Raw genomic sequence first — 20,440 nt, 5'->3', positions numbered from 1 at the left:
TTTCCTCACTTTCCTCTCATTTTAAAGGAGAGGGAAAACACGCCCCAATAAATAAATGATGATGGGGATTTTCAGATTATCTTTTGCAAAAAGGACACCATTTTCATTCCGTGTCCTATTTTTCTCATTGACAATATTTTCCAATCTTCCTAGAGCCAGTGCATCAAAGCTTTTCATAATTTCCGTCACTGATTGACTGCTGTATTCGCCAAATTCTGTAAGAGAAAGAACCTTTTTACGTTTGCTCCAATTGTCTCCTTCTTTGAGCTCTTGCCAAAGACGACAATAAGCATTGTCCTTATAAAAGTCAATGCTCATCCGTACACGTCTATCCAATCTCTGAAGATGCTTTGAAGGACTCTCAACATTTTCAATGGTGATCCAATAATCTTGGTTAATTGCTTGGCAATAGAGCAAATCAAAGTGCGTTTCTTGGTTACTAACTTCAAAGATAAGGACTTTTGTCTCAATGTCCTTCACTCTCTTTGCCGTTTCCATACATCTTTGCTCTTCTGCGCGCAGCCGAATATTAAATCCTTCAAATTGAAATTTGGTCATTACTTGTTAAGCTCCGCCAATTTTTCCGTTTGATCATAAACCACAAGTGCATCAATGACTTCATCCATTTTACCTGAAAGGATGGTATCCAATTTTTGTAAAGTTAGTCCGATACGGTGATCTGTCACACGGTTTTGGGGGAAATTGTAAGTACGGATACGTTCTGAGCGATCACCTGTTCCGACAGTGGACTTACGTTCGGCATTTTGCTTATCCAACTCGATTTGTTGATAGTAGTCAAATACTTTCGTATTAAGCAATTTGATGGCTTTATCACGGTTTTTTTGTTGTGTACGTTCTTCTTGCATTTCAACTTTGATACCTGTAGGTAAGTGAACCATACGTACAGCTGTCGCAACTTTGTTGACATTCTGTCCACCAGCACCTGAGGCATGGTAGATATCAACACGGAGATCTTTTTGCTCAATTTTCATCTCGAATTCTTCAACTTCAGGCATGACAAGAACTGTTGCTGTTGAAGTATGTACACGACCTTGTGTTTCTGTTGATGGCACGCGCTGGACGCGGTGAGCGCCAGATTCATATTTTAGTTTGCTGTAAACAGAAGTTCCCGAAACAAGAGCTGAAACTTCTTTATAACCCCCAATGCTTGTCACACTGGCTTCCATGATTTCAAATTTCCAACCTTGTGACTCTGCATAATGTTGGTACATATTTAGCAAATCGCCAGCGAAAAGAGCTGCTTCATCACCACCTGCTGCGCCGCGAATTTCTAAGATGATATTTTTATCATCATTTGGGTCTTTAGGAAGCAAGAGAATTTTAATCTTTTCTTCCAGTTCTTCTTTAGCTGCTTTTGCTTCTGAAAGCTCCTCTTTGAGCATTTCTTTCATGTCCTCATCAAGGCCACCTTCACCAAGCATTTCTTCACTGTCAGAAATAGTTTCAAGCACTTTTTTATATTCATTATAAGTAGCTACAGTATCTCGCAGATTCGCTTCTTCACGTGAAAGTTCCATAAAGCGCTTTGTATCATTGACAACCTGTGGATCACTGAGTAATTCGCCCAGCTCCTCGTATCGTCCTACCATCGTTTCAAGTTGATCAAACATTTTTATTTTTCCTTACTTCTTTTTTATATCTCTTCTTTTATACGATTACTATCCATCTTTTTCAAAGGGTGAAAATAGTGCTTACGGCACACTGGAATGTAACTCTCATTACCACCAATCTGAAGTTGCTCGCCTTCATAGACAGGTTCGCCTTCAACCATGCGTAAAACCATCGTTGCTTTTTTACTGCAATACCAGCAAATCGTTTTAATTTCTTCGATTTTATCAGCCAGAAGCAATAAGTATTTTGAGCCTTCAAAAAGTTCATTTCTGAAATCATTTTTTAAGCCAAAAGCCATCACAGGGACATTTAAATCATCAACCACACGTGCCAAATCATAAATATTTTGTTTATTAAGAAATTGAGCTTCATCAATCAACACACAAAAAGGCCTTATTGGCAAGCTTTCGATATATTCATAGACATTCATGGTCTCGTCAATCGCTACAGCTTCGCTACTCATACCAATACGACTGGCGACTATACCAACACCGGCACGTGTATCTAAACTAGAAGTCATAATCAAAACAGGTTTTCCCTGTTCTTCATAATTATGAGCAACTTTCAAGATTTCGATACTTTTGCCTGAATTCATACTGCCGTATTTGAAGTACAATTGTGCCAATTTTCTTTCCCCTTTATAAAAATGGCTTAAAAGCCCTATTTAATAGCATTTTCCAGTGACATTATTATTTTATTTTCGATAATAATATCATTAATTATCACTATTTTTCATTCATTTCTGCCCACTTTTTTGCCCACCAAATTTGCTTAAGAAATTTTGTTAATTCTATTCATTTTTTGGTTTAATTCTTTAGACATATTAGGTGTGACATGAGTATATATATTATTAGTAATAGTGGATGTTGCGTGACCAACTCTTTGCATCACCACTTTTTGGTTTATTCCCATTTCTGCTAATAATGAAATATGAGAGTGGCGCATACAATGGCAAGAGAATTGCTTATCTAGCCCCGTTTCTTTTCCATAATACTTAAAAGCTCGATTTAGATGACCAATATTATATGGCTGACCTGAACGAGTACAAAAAATGTATCCATGATTTTTATAACCTACATAAGTATTGTCATGATTAGCTTTGAGATACTCTTCGATAATTTCGATCGCTCTATCATTGAGATCAACTTCCCTATAAGAAGATAATGTTTTAGTCGTGGTATGAGTATGTTTTGTCACACCCTTAGTATAATCTAAGTTAGTTTCCACTTTAATTATACGTTTTGTGCGGTCATAATTTTCTTCTTTTAACGCAGCTAATTCACAGTATCTTAAACCAGTTAAAAACAGAAATTCAATAGTTAGAGCTATAAAGTACGTGCGAGGATTCTCAGAACTTCTCATCCTATTTAAGACCTTAGCTAAATCTTCCACTGTAAACAGTTTTCGATTCTGCTTTTTTATATCTTCCAAAGTTTTTTTGGAAAGACTTAATTTCACATTCAATGTAGGATCTTTAGAAATAATCTCCATTCTCTTTGCAAAATCAAAAATAGATTTACAAGTTAAAAAATAACCTTTTACTGTACCTGATTTTAAATTCAAACTATTAAAAAATACCTGAATTTGGAAAGTTGTAAATTGTGACATTTCCTGCTCTCCAAATTCATCAGCAAAACGTTTTATTTGTTTTCGCCTATTATTTAAGGTTGACGGCTTTAGCCTTCTGCTACAGTCATTTAACCATAAATTAGCCACAGAAGAAAAAGTTAATGAATTAATATTTAAACTCGAATTTAATATATTTAATTCACTTTGTTCAATTTTTCGCTTAGCCTTTGTTAACAATATTTTTCTAGCTTTTGTTTTAGCTTGATTTGAATTAGATGTCAAAGTTACAGAAACTTTATCCTCAGATTTTGTAACTATATTAAAGTATCTCATACGCCAGAGGAACTTGTTTTTCCGAGATTCTGACCATAAACTTCCTATTTTTATATCTTCAACTTTCATATTTCCTACCTTTTCTTTTGGGAAAAGTGCAGAATAAAAATCATACTTATTATATCATTTTTATCTGTATTTTTCCTCGTCTTTTATTTTTAAAAATTCATCAAATGCTGGAAACCATACACGTCCGCTCATTCTAAAATAATCCCCTTGCATAAATCGTTTGTCTTTTTTCATTTCGCAAATTTTATTTCTAGCGGTCGAAACCTCTATAGAATAAAAGTTTGAAATACCTTCAGCATCAATCATCTTATTATCCACGGTTATTCCTGTTCTACTCATTCTTCCCTCCTATATACAAAAAAACAAGGGCGAGATTTCTCCCCCCCTTCATATTCACCGATTTTATTTTAGCTACTTACAATTCTTGTCTTACAACTTTCCTCTCCTTATCTCTTTTGATAATAAATTTCTCTACTATTTCATTTTTACAGTAGGCTATCACCCCTCCTATATAATTAAAGTTTCTATCTAATGAAAAAGACACATAATCATATTCAGGATAAACAGACCTCTCAGGTACATCTGAACAGTACAAGCTCACAAATCTATTTCCTCTTAATCTGTAAACAATCATTGCCCCTCCAATTTCATCGGTCAATAATTCTCCAAATTGCAGAAGATGCATTATCTAAACTCTCTTCACAAAAACCATGACCAGTAAAGTCAAAAACAATCTCCTCGCCAAGAATTTCTTATACTTGACGAACCAATTTATTAAATGCCCCTTACCTCGTGTCAAAAATTCATATGAATCTTCAAATTGTCCGCCCAAACGAGTGATAGAATAAGCAATATTATTGAGTACATTTTTATTTTCTTCCGTAAGTTGTTTCATAGTCTCTCTTTAAACCTCCAATTTCAGTTGATAAGATTTTCCATTAATCCAATGCATAGACCCTAACTGTCTAGCCCTATCTAATGTAACATTTATTGAAAGACCGTTTTTTTCTAGATCCTCCGCATAACCTCTCACATAACGCACACAGTTATCTAAGAAATTCAAAAAGACTTCCAAACGTTGACTATATCTTTGATCTAAACTCACTAAGAAACTCACAAACTCTGACATAACAGATATTGCCCTGTTGTCTTTACTTTGATAATCGTATATGTTTTGTTCTAATTTCCCCCATTCTTCCTTTGATAAGGTTTTTTGATTTTCAACTAAGGTTTGAGTAGTTTCGTTAACTTTTTGTGTCAAATCAGTAACTTGAACATTGGCATTGTAAGCGGAATAACCCAATCCTACAAATAAACCAATAATCAGGATAACAACGAGACGGTAAATACGCAGTGCCTTACCTTCCTTTACTGTTTTAGTTTTAGGAATTTCAGGTTCTTTAGTTTTTTTCTCATATTTTTTTAAACCAGAGAAAAATCCCTTAAAAACACTTTGTTTCCCTGCCCCTTCTTCTTTACCTGTCGCACCAGTTGTTATCAGATCTTCAGGTATCACAGACTCTAATTTTCCTCCTGCTTCATCAAAAGCCAAAAATAGCAAATCTTTTTCTTCAGATGTTAACTCTGCAGCGATACTTTTGACTTCAATTTTTTGATTTTGAGCAAAAAAAAGGAGCGCTTCTCTATCCACGCCCAATTCTCTTGCCAATTCATAAATTTTCAAATGTTACTTCCATATTTTTTTACTCCACCAACCCACCACTTCACCGATTCTTACGGTCAATATTTTAAAATAAAACAACTTCCCAAATTTTTCATATTTTATACTCTTTTTTTTCTTTATAAAATAAAAAGAGGTACTTTTCCCTCTTTTATTATGATTATTTATTCTTTTTGAAACGAAGCACTGCAAACAATGACCCTAATACAAGTAAAGATAGTCCTGCCATAAATGCAATTGCTGAGAAGTGTTCCCCAGTTTGGGGTAAAATCTGATTCTTTTGTTTAATTTGTTCTTGATTATTTTGTACATTTGTCAACAGTACACCATTATCAAGTGAACTATCTTTATCAGAACTTCCTGTATTATTTCCTGAATTGTTAGATTCAGATCCCGATCCATCAGTTTCTTTATCTTCTTTAGACACAACGATTTTTGCAGTAGCTGAGTGAACTCCTTCTACTGAAGAGGACTTACTCCAATGCTCTTTTGGAATTGTATAGGTTACTTCATAAGCTCCGGCCTTTTTAGTATCTACACTTCCTTCCACAATAATGTCTGAGAACTTTTCGACTTTTCCTTCAAAATCTGTAGCTTCATCAAAGTTATCTTCTGGTGTCCAGTTATCTCCAACTTTTAGGTCTGAATCATGTACAGTAATATGCGATAAATCTTCTTTAGCTTTAATCACTTCAATTTCAGCTTTTGTCTCTATACCATCACGTTTATATATAACTTCATATTTTCCCTCTTTACTTGTATCCACATTACCAATTATTTCAATATCTTTGATATTTAATGGATTTCCTTCTCTACCTATAGCAATATCAATATTATCTTGCGGTTTCCACTCATCACCGATATAAATAGTTGAATCAAAAGCTTCCAAAGCCGTCTGATCCCATATGTATGTATCAGGAACACTGCCGTCATAATTAGTCATAAAATCAGTACTTGAACTATAGTAGTTTCCTGAGTTAAGACCTATCCATCGACCATTATATTGACCTGACGACACATCTACTTCAGGCAACGCAACTTGCGGATTTAATATCGTCTTACTTCCTAGAGTAATTTTTTTCAAAGTTGTACCACGAAAAGCGTACGTCCAAGATGTAACATTGCTTGTATCCCAGCTGCTTAAATTTAACTCTTCAAGTTTTGAAGAGCCTGAAAAAGTAACAAATAATGATGTCAAATTACTCGTATTCATTCCAGATAAATCTAATGAGGTGATATTAGGCATGTCACAAAATGTAGAAGAAAAAGATGTTACATTATCAGTCTTCAAATTAGATAAATTCAAATTTGAAATCTTAGTCTTCTGAAACATTCCTTGAAGAACCGTACATCCGCTAGTATCTAAAAGTTCTATATTTTCAACGGCTTCAATATTCTCCATCATCCTAAATAATGCAGAGTCCCCTGTTACATAAACAGGACCATCAAAAATTACTTTTTTTATTTCATCCTTATATTCAATCCAAGGAGAAGCATTCGGAGATATTTCATTTGTAAACGTCCCACTTCCAATATGTAATTCATTGCTAGCTGTAATATACCAATCCGAAGTTCCGAATGTTCCTGATGCAATATCATTTCCTGATTTCGTATTATATCTAATATCTTTTTCAAATGCTGCAGATTCTTGTGGAGTTATTTGGACAGAATCTGCAGTTGTTTCTTTTCCTTCTCCATCAGTTTCTTCCGAAGTATCTGAGGGCTCTAGATTCTTAGTACTACCAATTTGTTCTGCTTCTTCAATTTCTTCATTAGTATCAGTATCAATAGCTTGAGAAACATTAGGTTCTTCCGTTGATGCGGTAACTATTGTAGAAATACCCGGTAAGGTAGTTGAAGTGGTAAGTAATCCAACAAGTAGCCATTGCGAAGCTGTTCTTAATCTGTATTTAATCATTTTGGGTGTTTTATTCTTCATACTCCCATTGTAATAAAGATACCCTAAATAAATAGACACAAAATGTAACTTACCAAACACTTATTCGGGTGCGTTTTTCTTCATTGTAAATAATTTCCGAAAGAATCTAAGAAGCTAACTATTATTTGAGACTACTTTTTATTTTTATTGAAAATATTTTTGATTTTTTCCCGACGAGCTACTGCAAATGCTACAAGGATTGCGCCAATACCTACTAAGCTCCAAACAGCTTTTTCTTCACCTGTTGATGGGAGAATACTCTTGGAGCGTCAGGAGTTTTTGGTGTTTCTTTTTTAGGTGTTTCAGGTTTTTTCACTGTAAATGTTTCCTTTTCATCATCTTTGTTATGGTGAGAGATCAGTGGTGGCTCTTCTTCATTTGGTTTCTCACCATGCCATGCGTCCTCATAGAAGGTAATCTTATGCCCTACATATTTCTTCGCATCTACTTTGACAGGAACTTCCACAGTACCTGAAGTATCTTCAGCTTTGAAGGTCAGACTACCGTCTACATCAATCACTTTTTTCAAGTTATGGTCATAAGCTTGTGTGATTTTAACGGTGTACGTATCGCCTTTAACCAAGCCTTCATAGAAGTATTTGTCAGTCACAGTTGTTGTTTCAGGTGTAATTTCCTTATCCTGTACTTCTGTGTGACCATTTGCTTCGTCTACTTTGAGAGATTGGGAAGGATTATCTTTGTAGTTGTTTTCTTCAACTACTTTATTTCCTTCTTCATCTGTAACAAGTTCAGTGACGGTGTAGTCTTTGTTTTGGCATTTCCTCCTAAGTTTATGAAAAAGCATCTAGAATCTGACGGACTGTTGCCGCATTTGAATCTGTACTTAAATCATAAAAAGTTCCTTGAATTTCAGTTTGATCTATAACTACTCCATAGTATAGTGTCTGCAAAATTTTAGTTTCTGGAGTAATTTTTTCATTTTTATACCATTCTTCAAAAGCTTCTCTAGTTTTGTAAGTATTAACCATAAAGAATATTGTTCGGTTATTATGGATATTTGGAACTAATTTCCCTTCCGCAAATTGTTCATCTCTTTCCGCTAGAAACTTTTTAATATCGGCTACTGTGGCTCCACGAGGATCATTCGCATAAACGGGATCCACAATCACTCCATTTTTAGCTTCTCCCCCCATTAACTGATCATTTTTTCCAGAAGACGAAACCAGCCAGCCACCAGGCTCTCCTTTATTATCCAACGCAACAAGATAAGCATTATCCATATAGCCTTGCTCGTTTATTTGTTTTTTAAATTCTTCTAGTGTTGAATATCCACGTAAAACATCAGATATCGTAAAATTTCTTTCAGAAACATCTGTTTCTTCTGTCTTTGCTGGAGATGTTTCAGGGGGATGCTTTTCAAATGGATTTCTCTGAGGCAAGAAAAATGTCGCGAATAACAAAAGACATCCCATGACTATTGCACTCAAGCCAATCACTACTTTTTTCATTTATTAAACTCCGTATTCATTTTTCTCACCTGCACATACTGTACAAGCCAAAATATTCCCCATATGATTAAATAACTGGAAATAATCCACATTATCGGTTTTACTATATCCCACGGGATAAATGACGTCTTAAAATATATTACAGCTATCTTTAGTGGAAGTCCCAGTGGTACATAAGAAAATAAATAGAGCAAGAAAAACCCGGCAAATGAAAGTAAGAAATGAAAGAGATTTGGAAGTGTAAATCCGAATCTATCTGTATTATACAGCCAAATAATCGACCAAACAAATACTCCAATTAAGAGATAAACGATGGTAGAAAATGTTGCGTTATCAACTGTTTCGTAACTGACTTTTTTTAAGGGATTCATAAAGACAAACCAATATCTTCCCCGTAAATTAAAATACAACACATTTAAAATAATTCCTAGAGAAAGACTAATACTCATTGCAAGGCCAATATCTTTAAGATGGTCAATTTTATTTTTTTTCATAGCCCTAAATACTCCTTTATCACTTTATAATAGCTGCGGCTCGACATTGAAAATCTACCACCTTTAAACCATATTTTGATTTTACCTCCATATGTTAATTCAAAATGAGAAATTTTTTCGCCATTAATTATTTCACCATTTGAAATTTGGACAAAATTATTAGGTAAATCTTCTGATAAAGTCTTAATCGTCTGTCCTACAAAAAACTCGCGCCCGTTTTCTATCAAGCAATAAACTTTTTTATTTGAGGCATAAATACTTATTATTTCATCTAAAACTATTGGATATCTCTTCTCTTCCAACATTCCAACTAATTTATAATCAAATTTTTGTAATTGAGAGATAATTTTTTGAATTTCTGGAGTCATTTTATGTATCAGAATATCAACCCGCTCCTCTTGTTTTTCATTAATCGTGATGTTTATTTCCATCGGCCACTCCTTAATTCATATTACTTATTATTACAAATTTTTTTCGATAATGGAAGAAGCTCCCGATAAAAGGCTTCTTTTGAGAGACAAAACACACATTATCTGGATAGTTTGCATCTTATATGGATAATTGATAACTCCGACAAAAAATTTATAGATTGGATGCAAGGTCAAATTAATAAAAATTTTATTCATATTTTTTATTGCAAGCGCCCTTAACATCCCACAACTTTGGAAGTTTTTTCAAAATAAAAAGAAGCCATAATCGCTTCTTCCTTCATAATGTGCTAACCCATAATTTGATACAAACTTTCCAAAGCTGGATACATATGAATCATAAATCATCGATATGACACCATCAGTCTGAGAAATTTCTGGTTGCAGTTCAATACTAATTTTCAGAATCAAATTTATAATTTTTTGTTATAAAGTATAAGCCTGCAATAAAAATAATACTAAAAGGTAGCAAGAAGATTCTTTCAATTAGATAGAATGCAATAACTCCAGCAATTCCCATAAGCAGATACTGCACAATCAGTATGATTTTCAATAGTTTCTCCTTTTTTGTTCTGTATAACCTTAATAAATAAGGTGCTAATCTTCTTTTTTTATTTGTTTTATCCAGAGAGAGCTTTTCAAACCTAAAAACGAAAATACCCAAATTAGCATAAGCTTAGTTGTAGCCAAAGGTATATACTTAAACTCTATAAAATGAATTCTTAGTTGATTTTTATAAAGTTAACGCTCTAGTCACTTGTCCTCAAAACACTTATACTTTAATTTTGATTTACCTCGAGGTACAAGCTCTCGTCTTAATTCATCAAACACAGACGTATCATCATTTCTCAGAATAAAGTATCTTGTTTTCATTTTATGAATGCTATGGATGAAGATATAATTTTCTAGAACAACCACATGACGTATACTTTTCTTGTAAATATCATTCCACTCCATTTCAAATAAAGTATCTACTTTTGGCAAATTTTTCAAGAATATCGGATAACAAATCATAGAAATAGTAAACCCGACATCAATTATAAGTGCTAGTATAGCTAAGACGATAACAAATATCTCTCCTTTTGCTTGAAAGCCTGATTCTATTAATCTATGAAATGAACTTTGTAAAATCCATATGAAAAGAGGAGTTGCACAAAGAATCCAAAACCATGAGTATACAATTGTTCCTTTTGTTTTTTGTTTAATAAGTTGTTTCAGTTGGGGAATTATATTCTCCAACTCTTCTTTAGATATATAAGATTTAATCACCCTCTATTCCTTGGTCCTCAAAATACAAATATCGTATATACTGAAAAGTACTCGGTCTTTGATTTTTTTTAGAATAATCCACTTTCATTTTTTGATAAAATTCTGGATTATCTGCTTGTTTTAAAATGAAGAGTTTCACTTTTTTATTTTCTTTAAACAAAACACAAATAGTATCAACAAAAACCCATGTATATATTGTATTTTTCACAAATTTTTCATCATACTCAATAGCACTAACTAAATATTTTTTTAAGAAGTATTTCTTAGTATAGCTTTCCTCCCTCAGTGCAAAAACAGATAGATAGGTCATTACAAAACCAGACATCAAAAGTATTATAGATGCCACTAATACCCCTAAGTTAAATCTTCCAGTAATCACTCCATATGTAATTATTATGAAAAGAAAAGCACTCGAAATTAGTACTACAATTGCCCAGATAAGTCCAAGCCTTTGTTTGATAACTAGCTTCTTTTCCTTTTCTTTGATCATCTCTTGACAACTAATTTGAATTAATTCAAACTCTTGATCAGAAACTACACTGCTTTTTATCATTCATTGTCCTCATCAGATCACTTGTCCTCAAAACACTTATACTTTAATTTTGATTTACCTCGAGGTACAAGCTCTCGTCTTAATTCATCGAATATCAAGTGGTCATCGTTTCTCAAAATAAAATATCTTGTTTGCATTTTATGAAGAGATTGTATAAAAATATAATCTTCCAGAAGAACAACATGACGTATAGTTTTCTTGTAATCCTCTGTCAAGTCCATTTCAAAAACTGTGTCTTCTTTTGGCACTTTTTTCAAATATATAGGATAAAAGAGCATTCCGTAAACTAGTGCTATAGCCACAAAAAACACTACCAAATTTATGATAAAGAGAAAAATGAATAGCCAAGATTGAAAAGTCCAAAGAGGACTGTCATGGATATTTCGCAATAAAAATTGAAAAAACCAAATACAGTATGGCACTGTAAAAAGAAGCCAAAGCCATGAATGTATGATTTCTTTTTTGCCTTTTTTGCGGCAGACTTTTTTTAGCTGTGGGATAAGTCTCTCCAATTCTTCTTTAGATATCTCTGACTTAATCTTCATTTTTAAACATGCTCCAACGTTATTTTGTTAACACACTATAATCAAAAGCTAGACAGGACGGATGATTCTTTATCTCTGAAAAAACATTTTCATCTGTTGTTTTCCGTAAGATGAAAAATTTTCCTCCTGCCACGCTCCACTGCTTGTTATTCTTGATATAAAAAATTACTGCAATATCTTCAAAAACAAGAATCCATCTTACCTTCGGCGAGAAAATTTCGTCATAGCTAGAAATAAATGTTGTCTCTTTCTTCCGTAAACGCTCAAGTTCTAAAGGAAACATTAAAGAGATTAAAAATAATATAGCACAGAATACACTCGCAAAAACGCTAATGGTATAAAGTCCCGATAAAGAACTCAACTCAATATAATCCAAACTCGCAAAAATGTTCGAAAGAAAAGAAGAAACCAAGGCAAGTCCTATTGTACAAATAAAACCTATGCCGAATAACAGCTTTAGTGATTTTACTCTTGCTTTCTCCACCTCACGCCACTGCTTTCTCAAAGTTTTTTTTACAATAGAAATTTCCTTTTTAGAAAATTTTTCCTCTAACTGCATTTACTACTCCTCATCATCCTCATCCTTTCCTGGATCCACAATCCCAAGAAGCGCTAACAATGACCCCGCTACTGCTGTGACAGTAGCTGCAGGCCCTAAAACTACTACTCCTGCCCCTGCAAGTACAATTACGAAAGCAGTAACTTTTGCCTTGGCTTGAATAGTAATCCAATTTATAAGTCTCACAAAGGCTGCGTTTAATAAATTATTTCCCGAATTTGAATCATAATCAATAAAAATATCAAATTGTACACACGCCCCCACTTTTACATTCTCACTAGAAACTTCGGGGAAATTAATAGTCACTCGAATAGTTTTCTGTCGATTGGCATCCGTTACATAAGATATAGTCATATTCGCTGCACTTATCCCTGCAGAAAACTCATTAATTTTAGCTGTTGCTTGTGGCCCAGCTTGTATACCTATTAAATCATTAATAACATTGGATGCATCTGTACTCAGTTCCCCATTACTGATATCAAAGCTAAACTCTGAATTAGCATCAATTTGATTTTCTATGTGTAAACTTGCTTCTATTCGAATAATACCAGAGTTATAGATAGTAACACTAGGACCATCCCATGTAAGTTGAGGATTTAAGCCTCTAATATTCCATGAAGACTGATTAAGCCAGTAATCTTCTTCCACTTCCATTGCATCTACAAGTGAGGAAACTCCCTCATCTAAACCTGAGACATTGACAAAATCAATTGCTTCTACACTCGCATAACTTGATTCATAGAATTGGTCAAACGCCCAATTCAAAGGTTGAGAAAATCCTAGGTTTCCTGACCAACCACTTGACATATTTGAGACATAGCTGAACTGAACATCTGCTTCATTGTAAATTCGAGTACAAACATTTCGTGTACCATAAACTCCTATTTTATATTGAAATTCTAGGTTGGCATTTTTCCATATATCCTGAATTCCCCAGAAATAAGGACGAACATATGCATCAATATCCGTATCTAAGGCATCAAAATCTACCGCAAAGTAGATAACACTTCCATTTGGAATCCCTAACCGTGCTGCGGCAAAATATGCACGCATTGCATCACTTTGTCCCTGAGAATAAGTATAGTAAGTATTTATCGGATAATTGTCTTGATAAATCGGAATAATATTCAACCCAGCTGCCAAAAGAGCGTCTGCTTCTTCACGTGATAAAAATTTATCCCGTTCATTCTCTCCAACTCCCACAGTCCCTGTCAAATATCGCCCTACATAGTTAACATCAAAGGCCACTAAATCCGCAATGTTCTGGTCTGTCAATTGGATTGAAGTATCCACTGCCCAAAATGTACGATTCGGATCCCCATTCGAAGTCATTAAGGACCAAGCCGTTCTTAAGTCTGGGCTTCCCTTTACAACTGGCGATAAACGTAAGAAATCTTGGAATAATGAGAGTCCTTGTGCTGTAGCACTATCTAAGACACCTGTAAACTCTGGTGCAGGTTGCCCCGCTACTTCCCAGAACTCAGACATGTTAGCGTATAAGCCAAACTGAACAATCATACTTAAAGCACTGCTCCAATTTGAGTTATAGGCTTGTTCGTAAAGTTGGCGTGTTGTAGGGCCAAAAACACCATTGGCTGTTTCAACATCAAGACCAACCTCTTTTTGAAGTGCGTAAATAATTGCCGTGTTTGTTGCACGCTGATAAATACCGTCTGTAGGTAATATGCCTGTATACTGATAGTAATTGGCATTCAGATATTGTTGCATTTCACGCACACGAGGATCTCTAACGAGAACAAAAGCACTCATGTCAAAGAGAGCACGCGCCCACATTGCACTCAATACGCCATTCTGTGTGGTAAAACCTGCATCCCTTTGTAAGACCTTCACTGCCGCATCTAAGGCTGAAGTTTGAATACCATCAAATCCTCCAGGACTAATCCCCTTACACCAAAAGGCACCTTGAATCAAATAGACCACATTGGTCGGTAGGTTGTTCCAATTCGGTGTAATTTGTTGTTCATAAAGTCGATACGTTGTATCGCCAAAGTTTGGAGACAAGGCTGTGATGCCAAGCTCTACTTGAAGTCCCTCAATTAAGCTATAGATGGTTGACCATCCCGTATTCCCATCTTCTGGTGCTTGATTAAAGTCAGGAATGTGCCCATAGGTTCTGTTTAACCATTGTTGTGTTGCGAGTACAAGTTCGTCTGCCATATTTTTCTCCTTCTTCTAATAATTAAAAACAAGCCCAAAAAGAGTCCTTTGGGGCTTGTTCATTCTTGCTTTTTTTAAAATATATTGAATTGCAACTTTCTCTCTACCAGATACTCTAGTCTTCATAGATATTCACACTTCCTAAAAACTTATTAATTACAATAATTTTTGTACTGTCCACTCCCTAATAGTTAAAATTAGGTCTAAAAGTATATTTATTATTTTTCCACATATAATCTAAGCTTTTTCAAATCTAAAAATTGGGAAGCTGGAATATTTTTAGATTCAATTGCTTCGGCATTAGTTGCATTTCTAGGTCTATATATTGTTAATGAGGCTTCATCATTATTCCCATCTAAAGAAAAAGTAATCATATCACTATTTACTTGTAGGTCTTGAAAATGTACAATCAAATCCCCATTATCAAAATCAATATTCGATATTTCTTCCTTTTTAAAAAGTCTAATTTCCGGGTTTTCCGTTATTTCATAAACGTACTCTATCACTAACTCTTTTTTGCCAACAGATGCTCTCTCATTATTTATGGAATTATTTTTAAAAAAGTTCACCCACAGTAAAAGTGTTAATCCTAAAACAGAAATTAATACCACTGAAATCTTTATAATTCTTCTATACATCTTGATGAGTCACATATCCAGAAAATACAAAGTCGCCTTGACTATAAAATTCAAAATAGAAGCGAGAGGTTGAGGAGTTCATATTTAAAAAATATTGATAAGAATATCCTCTTTCCAAAACAAAACTGTGTAAAGTAGCTCCATTAGCAGAGTTCTTGATGCTAACCCGAATATCATTTAGACCCTCATTAAAAAAATAATATGGATAAAAGGTATGCCCTGTTACATTATAATTGGAATAGAGATAATTTCCTCCACCCCAGCTTCCTTGCATGTTATAAGCTCCTTGTGTTTTAACATTCCAATTCGCTGTCGGTAGACTTCCTCCTTTTTGCAGTGAACTTACTAAATTATCTAATATCGGAGAAGATGGATCAAAGCTCTTTCTAATATTATGCTTTTTCTTCGCTACCAATTTCACACTCACACCGTCAACTGAGTCTGATACTTCATTCGCAAATGTTGGGTTACTATTCAATAGAATGGCTAAAATTGATAATACTGAAATTACAAGCGCTAAACTTCCTCTTTTGTTCTTTATCATTATCTTTTCTCCTTGTTTTTACCATTTCTTTTATGCCATTGAAATAGCTGTATTAAAAAACTGCTTTCTTACTTCTATTCTTTTTGCTAACTTTATTTATTGTAAGTAACCCTCCTTCCTTTTTATTACAATAAATATTTTTTGAATTCTTTTTTCAAAAGCATTATAACACTTATTTCATATTTATGCAACGTAAATGTAATTAAATAACAATTATAAAACATAAGTTATATAAATTATGTATTTTTCATCTTTTTAACAAAATATTCTCTATTGAACTTGCATGATATAAAAAATAAAAAAATTTCAACCACCTTAAGTTGAGGTGCTTCTATCGTAATCTGTTAATTTTTAAATTCTTATAAATCTTCACTCGGTAGTTCTCAGATGTGTTCTTATATTTTTAAGACGAGTGTTAAAAAATTTCAAAAGACATTCAAATTTTTCCCCTAACATGCTTCGTTAGAAACTGATTTTTTCAAAACTATTCATGCGATTTCACACCGTTCCATAAAAGTAAGGATCCTGTAGCCTATCTTGGCTGTGCAGATTTAAGTCCTGTCTTCCGGCTCTATATATGAACATTAGTTTTCATTTTACAAAGCTATTTTTACATTTTTATGGAGTGTGCCAACAGTGTACGTGTCCTACGTGCAATTTCAGTTACTAAGAAGTTATTTTGCACAATAAATGTAAATAGGATGGACTCTGATGTTTCTATTAATAAAAATTATTGATAGAAAATCTATAATTGACTAAAAAAATTTACCCTCCCTTAAAAATCTACCATATTATATTAACTTCTATTTAATTAGTTACATCAAAATGCTTCAAGCCGGATTAGACTTGAAGCATTTTTTTATTGGTAAAGTCTTTGTTTAAGCTCTTACTCAGTTATCTTTCATTTCCTAGTCATCAGAAGTCTTTTCTTACTTCTTCTTTGTCACATAAAAAAAGCCCCCTACACTTTTGTAGAGGCTTCTTCATATCTGTTTACTCACTATCTCGGTGCTTTTCTTGGTGCCTTTTGAAGAAAAAGGGACACGAATACCGTTCTTATCGCATTGGGTACAATTGTGCCAACTTAATACCAACAGTTGTAAAGAAATTTATCGAGTAGCTAGCCAGGCACTGAGTGCTTCCACTGCAGGCATTATAGCTGCTTCTTTTGGAGACATCTTTTCGTGATGTAAGGGATAATCTGATTGAACACCGAGCCAGAGCATCACACCAGGTACTTTATCTAATAAGTATCCAAAGTCCTCCCCTGTCATCAAGGGGGAAATTTCTGAAAAATTAACTGTTGGCTTTTCTTTCAGAAAAGACATCAGTTGGTCTGCAAGATTTTTATTATTAATAACAGGAAGATACCCTCCTTGTTTTAGTATAATTTCCGCTTGGCAGTCAAAGGATTGCGCAATACCTTCAGCGATTTGTGTGATACGTTTTTGTGTTAGTTCGTTCATTTCCTTCGTCAAGGTACGAATGGTTCCGTGAACTTCCGCTGCTTTGGCAATCACGTTATTAGTCATTCCAGCACGCATCTTTCCAAAAGTCACAACAGCATTTTCCATCGGGCCAACATTTCGCGAGATAATTGTCTGCACTTGCGTTACAAAATGACTCACAGCAACTACCATATCATTACTATTCTGGGGGAACGCTGCGTGGCCTCCTTTTCCAGTAAACTTAATACTAACCTCACAAGTTCCTGCAAATAAAGTGTGATTATTCGTTGCTAGTTGTCCGGCAGGTAGTTCTGGATGAACATGAAGTGCATAAAACTCATCCGGTAACCAATCCGCAAAAACGTTTGCCTCATATAAAAGTTTTGCGCCTGAGAGATTTTCTTCAGCGGGCTGAAAAAGAAAAAGACGGTCATTTTTACTTGGCGTTTCAATAGCGATTTTTAATAAACCAAGTGCTACAGCCATGTGTATATCATGTCCACAAGCATGCATTCTTCCTTGGTGCTTTGAACTGCATTCTAAACTTGTTTCTTCATTAACTGGAAGCCCGTCCATATCTGCACGCCAGCCTATAATTTTGTCTGAGTCAAATCCTGTTATTTTGACTAGAACGGCTGTCTTCCAAGTTCGAATTTTGACATGCTTAACTGTTTGTATCATTTGCTGTATTTTATCTAATAGATAAGCCTGTGTTTCAAATTCTGTCATACCAAGCTCAGGAATTTCATGCAATTCCCGACGTATTTGAAGCAATTCTTCATTTGTAAAAGGCACTCTACACCTCCTTATTAAGTCCTTTAGGTTGTCAATTCTTCATATAAGGCGACTAAAGCCCTTTGATAATGCTTATTGGCAACACCGATAATGATATTGATTCCACGCGGGCTTTGTGTAATAAGCTCAATATCGATATCTTCTTTAGCAAGTGCTGTAAAAATTTTGTTCGTAACTTTTGCTGAGCGTATAATTTCTTCACCTACAACTGTCAAAAGCGAAATATTTTCTTTGACTGTGACATCATCTGCTTTCAAATCTTTTTTTAGGCGGTCCAGTAAATCAAGCAAAATCTCTTCTACTTCAACCATTTCGACGATAACTCCGATTTGATTGATACCTGTAGGGAGGTGTTCAATATTCAAATGATAATCATCAAAAATTTTCAAAGTACGTTGTAAAAAACCAACCTCTGTTGCCATTTGATTTTTGACAATATTAATCGAAACATAGTTTTTTCTGCCTGAAATTCCTGAAACTTGTGTCGTATGCGTACGGTGTTCTGCCAAAATCAAAGTGCCTTCGGCGTCTGGAGCATTCGTATTTTTAATATGCAAAGGAATATTGAGTTCACGAATCGGATAAATCGTCTCAGCATGCAGCACACTTGCCCCCATATAAGACAATTCACTCAACTCTTCATAAGTCAATTCACTGATCGTTGCTGGATTGTTAATAATACGCGGATCTGCCATCATTACACCTGATACATCTGTCCAGTTTTCATATTTATCAGCACCTAAACAGCTTGCCAGAATTGCGCCTGAAATATCTGAACCACCACGACTCAAAAGTTTGATTTTTCCATTTTGGAAAGCACCGTAAAATCCTGGGAGAACAATTCTCTCAATTCCAGAGAATTGTTCCTGCAACAAACGTTTTGACATTTCCAAATTGATACGACCGTTACCTGAAAAGGAAATTACTTCAGCCGCATCAATAAATTGATAGCCCAGATATTCCGCCATTAGATGCGCTGTAAAATACTCGCCACGACTCACCAGATAATCCTCTGTAAATTGACCCGAATCCAGCTCACATTTAAGTTCCTCTAAATGTGATAAGATGTCGTATTTAAGCTGCAATTCTTCTTTGACTGCAACAAATCGAGCAATTAAATTATCCCAAAGTGCTTGGTAAGAAACTCCGTGTTTCACATGAGCCGCAATGAGATAGAGCAAGTCGGTAACCTTATCATCAGATGGATTTTTACGTCCAATCGCCGAAACAACGACAATTTTTTTCGTTTCATCTTGGCTGACAATATTTTTTACTTTTTGAAATTGGCTTTCTGTAGATAAGGATGAACCGCCAAATTTTGCAATGGTTAATGTCAAATTAAATTCTCCTGGATCATATGCTCCGCAATTTGAATTGCATTTAGTGCTGCGCCTTTACGGATATTATCAGCTACGCAGTAAAAGAGTAAACTGTTTGCTTGCGCCAAATCTTCACGAATACGTCCAACATAAACATTATCATTACCATTTGCGATTGTTGAAACTGGATATTCATGATTTTTAGGGTTGTCGATAAGAGTTATACCTTCTTGGTTTGCAAAAACCTCACGAACTTCGCTAAGCGTGAAAGGCTGATCCAATATTACCTGGATACTCACACCGTGACTGTTTATTACTGGAACACGTACACAAGTTGCTGAAACAGCCAACTCTGGCTTATGTAAGATTTTACGTGTTTCATTGACCATTTTCATCTCTTCTTTGGTATATCCATTTTCAAAGAAAACATCAATCTCAGGAAGCGCCGTTTCAGAGATATTATATGGATAAAATTCTGGTGTTTTGCCTTGACGTGTCCGAAGTAAATCGTCACGACCTTTCTGTCCGCTTCCACTTACTGCTTGGAAAGTTGTATAGTTCACTCGTAAAATACCAAAGGCTTTTTCCAAAGCATAAAGCGGTAAAACAGATTGAATCGTTGAACAGTTTGGATTGGCAATGATTTTATTCATTTGCGTATCTTGGATGTTAATTTCTGGAACTATCAGGCCAATTTCAGGATTTTCACGCCAAACTGATGAGTTATCAATGACAACCAACCCTTTTTCTCGTGCAATTGGGGCAAATTGTTCAGAAGTATCTCCGCCAGCACTAAAAAGGGCAATATCATAACCGTTAAATGAATCAGCCGTTAATTCTTCAACTACGTATTCTTGACCCGCAAAAGACAAAACTGAACCTGCTGAACGACTTGAGGCTAATAATTTCAAATTTTTAATTGGGAAATTTCTTTGTTCTAAAATATCGAGAAAAGTACGACCAACAAGTCCAGTTGCACCCACAACACATATATTATATTTTTTCATTTTTATCCTTTCTTCTTTGGATATAAGATAC

Annotated in this window: 22 protein-coding genes and 1 pseudogene; all 23 read right to left on the bottom strand. The window is 34.7% G+C overall.

The genetic code is table 11. The features are described 5' to 3' along the window. Nucleotides 1-21: 21 nt before the first annotated feature. Entirely contained in the window at nt 22-558 is a 537-nt protein-coding gene (locus BZZ03_RS09190; protein WP_086583083.1) for a hypothetical protein, read from the bottom strand. Continuing rightward, complete coding sequence (gene prfA, locus BZZ03_RS09185) at nt 558-1,637, bottom strand: peptide chain release factor 1 (RefSeq protein WP_198943951.1); 1,080 nt, start codon at nt 1,635-1,637, stop codon at nt 558-560. Before prfA ends, BZZ03_RS09190 begins: the two co-directional genes overlap by 1 nt. A 17-nt stretch (nt 1,638-1,654) precedes the next feature. Continuing rightward, a complete protein-coding gene (locus BZZ03_RS09180; RefSeq protein WP_019335300.1) occupies nt 1,655-2,257 on the bottom strand; it encodes a thymidine kinase in 603 nt (200 codons plus the stop codon). A 146-nt stretch (nt 2,258-2,403) separates the two neighbouring features. Next, nucleotides 2,404-3,603: a tyrosine-type recombinase/integrase gene (locus BZZ03_RS09175; RefSeq protein WP_086583082.1), complete on the bottom strand. Its 1,200-nt coding sequence runs from the start codon at nt 3,601-3,603 to the stop codon at nt 2,404-2,406. 60 nt (nt 3,604-3,663) lie between these two features. Further along, nucleotides 3,664-3,882: a hypothetical protein gene (locus tag BZZ03_RS09170; protein ID WP_014025255.1), complete on the bottom strand. Its 219-nt coding sequence runs from the start codon at nt 3,880-3,882 to the stop codon at nt 3,664-3,666. A gap of 76 nt (nt 3,883-3,958) precedes the next feature. Continuing rightward, nucleotides 3,959-4,177: a hypothetical protein gene (locus BZZ03_RS09165; protein WP_086583183.1), complete on the bottom strand. Its 219-nt coding sequence runs from the start codon at nt 4,175-4,177 to the stop codon at nt 3,959-3,961. 54 nt (nt 4,178-4,231) lie between these two features. Then, the gene (locus tag BZZ03_RS09160) at nt 4,232-4,438 is read right to left on the bottom strand and encodes a hypothetical protein (protein WP_233128972.1); all 207 of its coding nucleotides are present in this window, start codon (nt 4,436-4,438) and stop codon (nt 4,232-4,234) included. Nucleotides 4,439-4,447: 9 nt separating this feature from the next. After that, nucleotides 4,448-5,227, bottom strand: coding sequence for a hypothetical protein (locus tag BZZ03_RS12295; protein WP_086583081.1), 780 nt, complete (start codon nt 5,225-5,227; stop codon nt 4,448-4,450). A gap of 157 nt (nt 5,228-5,384) precedes the next feature. Further along, nucleotides 5,385-7,163 carry a bacterial Ig-like domain-containing protein gene (locus BZZ03_RS09150; RefSeq protein ID WP_086583080.1) on the bottom strand — a complete coding sequence of 593 codons (1,779 nt, stop codon included), beginning with the start codon at nt 7,161-7,163 and terminating at the stop codon, nt 5,385-5,387. 131 nt (nt 7,164-7,294) lie between these two features. Next, nucleotides 7,295-7,944 (bottom strand): annotated as a pseudogene (locus BZZ03_RS09145) (VaFE repeat-containing surface-anchored protein); the annotation flags it as partial. A gap of 10 nt (nt 7,945-7,954) precedes the next feature. After that, nucleotides 7,955-8,632 (bottom strand): hypothetical protein, encoded by a 678-nt coding sequence (locus BZZ03_RS09140; RefSeq protein WP_086583079.1) that lies wholly within the window; start codon nt 8,630-8,632, stop codon nt 7,955-7,957. Then, a complete protein-coding gene (locus tag BZZ03_RS09135) occupies nt 8,629-9,126 on the bottom strand; it encodes a DUF3021 family protein (protein ID WP_086583078.1) in 498 nt (165 codons plus the stop codon). The genes BZZ03_RS09140 and BZZ03_RS09135 overlap by 4 nt, the downstream gene beginning before the upstream one ends. Beyond that, complete coding sequence (locus tag BZZ03_RS09130; protein ID WP_086583077.1) at nt 9,123-9,557, bottom strand: LytTR family DNA-binding domain-containing protein; 435 nt, start codon at nt 9,555-9,557, stop codon at nt 9,123-9,125. Before BZZ03_RS09130 ends, BZZ03_RS09135 begins: the two co-directional genes overlap by 4 nt. Nucleotides 9,558-10,307: 750 nt before the next feature. Then, nucleotides 10,308-10,823, bottom strand: coding sequence for a hypothetical protein (locus tag BZZ03_RS09125; RefSeq protein WP_086583076.1), 516 nt, complete (start codon nt 10,821-10,823; stop codon nt 10,308-10,310). After that, on the bottom strand, nt 10,816-11,376 hold the full coding sequence (locus tag BZZ03_RS09120; RefSeq protein WP_086583075.1) for a hypothetical protein: 561 nt from the start codon (nt 11,374-11,376) through the stop codon (nt 10,816-10,818). The genes BZZ03_RS09125 and BZZ03_RS09120 overlap by 8 nt, the downstream gene beginning before the upstream one ends. A 17-nt stretch (nt 11,377-11,393) precedes the next feature. After that, the gene (locus tag BZZ03_RS09115; protein ID WP_086583074.1) at nt 11,394-11,921 is read right to left on the bottom strand and encodes a hypothetical protein; all 528 of its coding nucleotides are present in this window, start codon (nt 11,919-11,921) and stop codon (nt 11,394-11,396) included. Nucleotides 11,922-11,940: 19 nt separating this feature from the next. Further along, a complete protein-coding gene (locus BZZ03_RS09110; protein WP_086583073.1) occupies nt 11,941-12,480 on the bottom strand; it encodes a hypothetical protein in 540 nt (179 codons plus the stop codon). A 3-nt stretch (nt 12,481-12,483) separates the two neighbouring features. Beyond that, on the bottom strand, nt 12,484-14,658 hold the full coding sequence (locus BZZ03_RS09105) for a glycoside hydrolase domain-containing protein (protein ID WP_086583072.1): 2,175 nt from the start codon (nt 14,656-14,658) through the stop codon (nt 12,484-12,486). A 218-nt stretch (nt 14,659-14,876) separates the two neighbouring features. Next, nucleotides 14,877-15,296 carry a hypothetical protein gene (locus BZZ03_RS09100; RefSeq protein ID WP_086583071.1) on the bottom strand — a complete coding sequence of 140 codons (420 nt, stop codon included), beginning with the start codon at nt 15,294-15,296 and terminating at the stop codon, nt 14,877-14,879. Then, nucleotides 15,289-15,840, bottom strand: coding sequence for a hypothetical protein (locus BZZ03_RS09095; RefSeq protein WP_086583070.1), 552 nt, complete (start codon nt 15,838-15,840; stop codon nt 15,289-15,291). The genes BZZ03_RS09100 and BZZ03_RS09095 overlap by 8 nt, the downstream gene beginning before the upstream one ends. Nucleotides 15,841-16,949: 1,109 nt before the next feature. Next, nucleotides 16,950-18,083, bottom strand: coding sequence for an N-acetyldiaminopimelate deacetylase (locus tag BZZ03_RS09090; protein ID WP_086583069.1), 1,134 nt, complete (start codon nt 18,081-18,083; stop codon nt 16,950-16,952). A gap of 23 nt (nt 18,084-18,106) precedes the next feature. Further along, the gene (locus BZZ03_RS09085) at nt 18,107-19,420 is read right to left on the bottom strand and encodes an aspartate kinase (protein WP_086583068.1); all 1,314 of its coding nucleotides are present in this window, start codon (nt 19,418-19,420) and stop codon (nt 18,107-18,109) included. After that, nucleotides 19,417-20,409 carry an aspartate-semialdehyde dehydrogenase gene (locus tag BZZ03_RS09080; protein ID WP_086583067.1) on the bottom strand — a complete coding sequence of 331 codons (993 nt, stop codon included), beginning with the start codon at nt 20,407-20,409 and terminating at the stop codon, nt 19,417-19,419. Before BZZ03_RS09080 ends, BZZ03_RS09085 begins: the two co-directional genes overlap by 4 nt. Nucleotides 20,410-20,440: the final 31 nt, after the last annotated feature.

The organism is Lactococcus petauri (genome assembly GCF_002154895.1).
In the GTDB taxonomy this organism is placed as follows: Bacteria; Bacillota; Bacilli; order Lactobacillales; family Streptococcaceae; genus Lactococcus; species Lactococcus petauri.
Note: the sequence above shows the minus strand (reverse complement) of the source record. Positions and strands in the feature narration are given on the sequence as shown.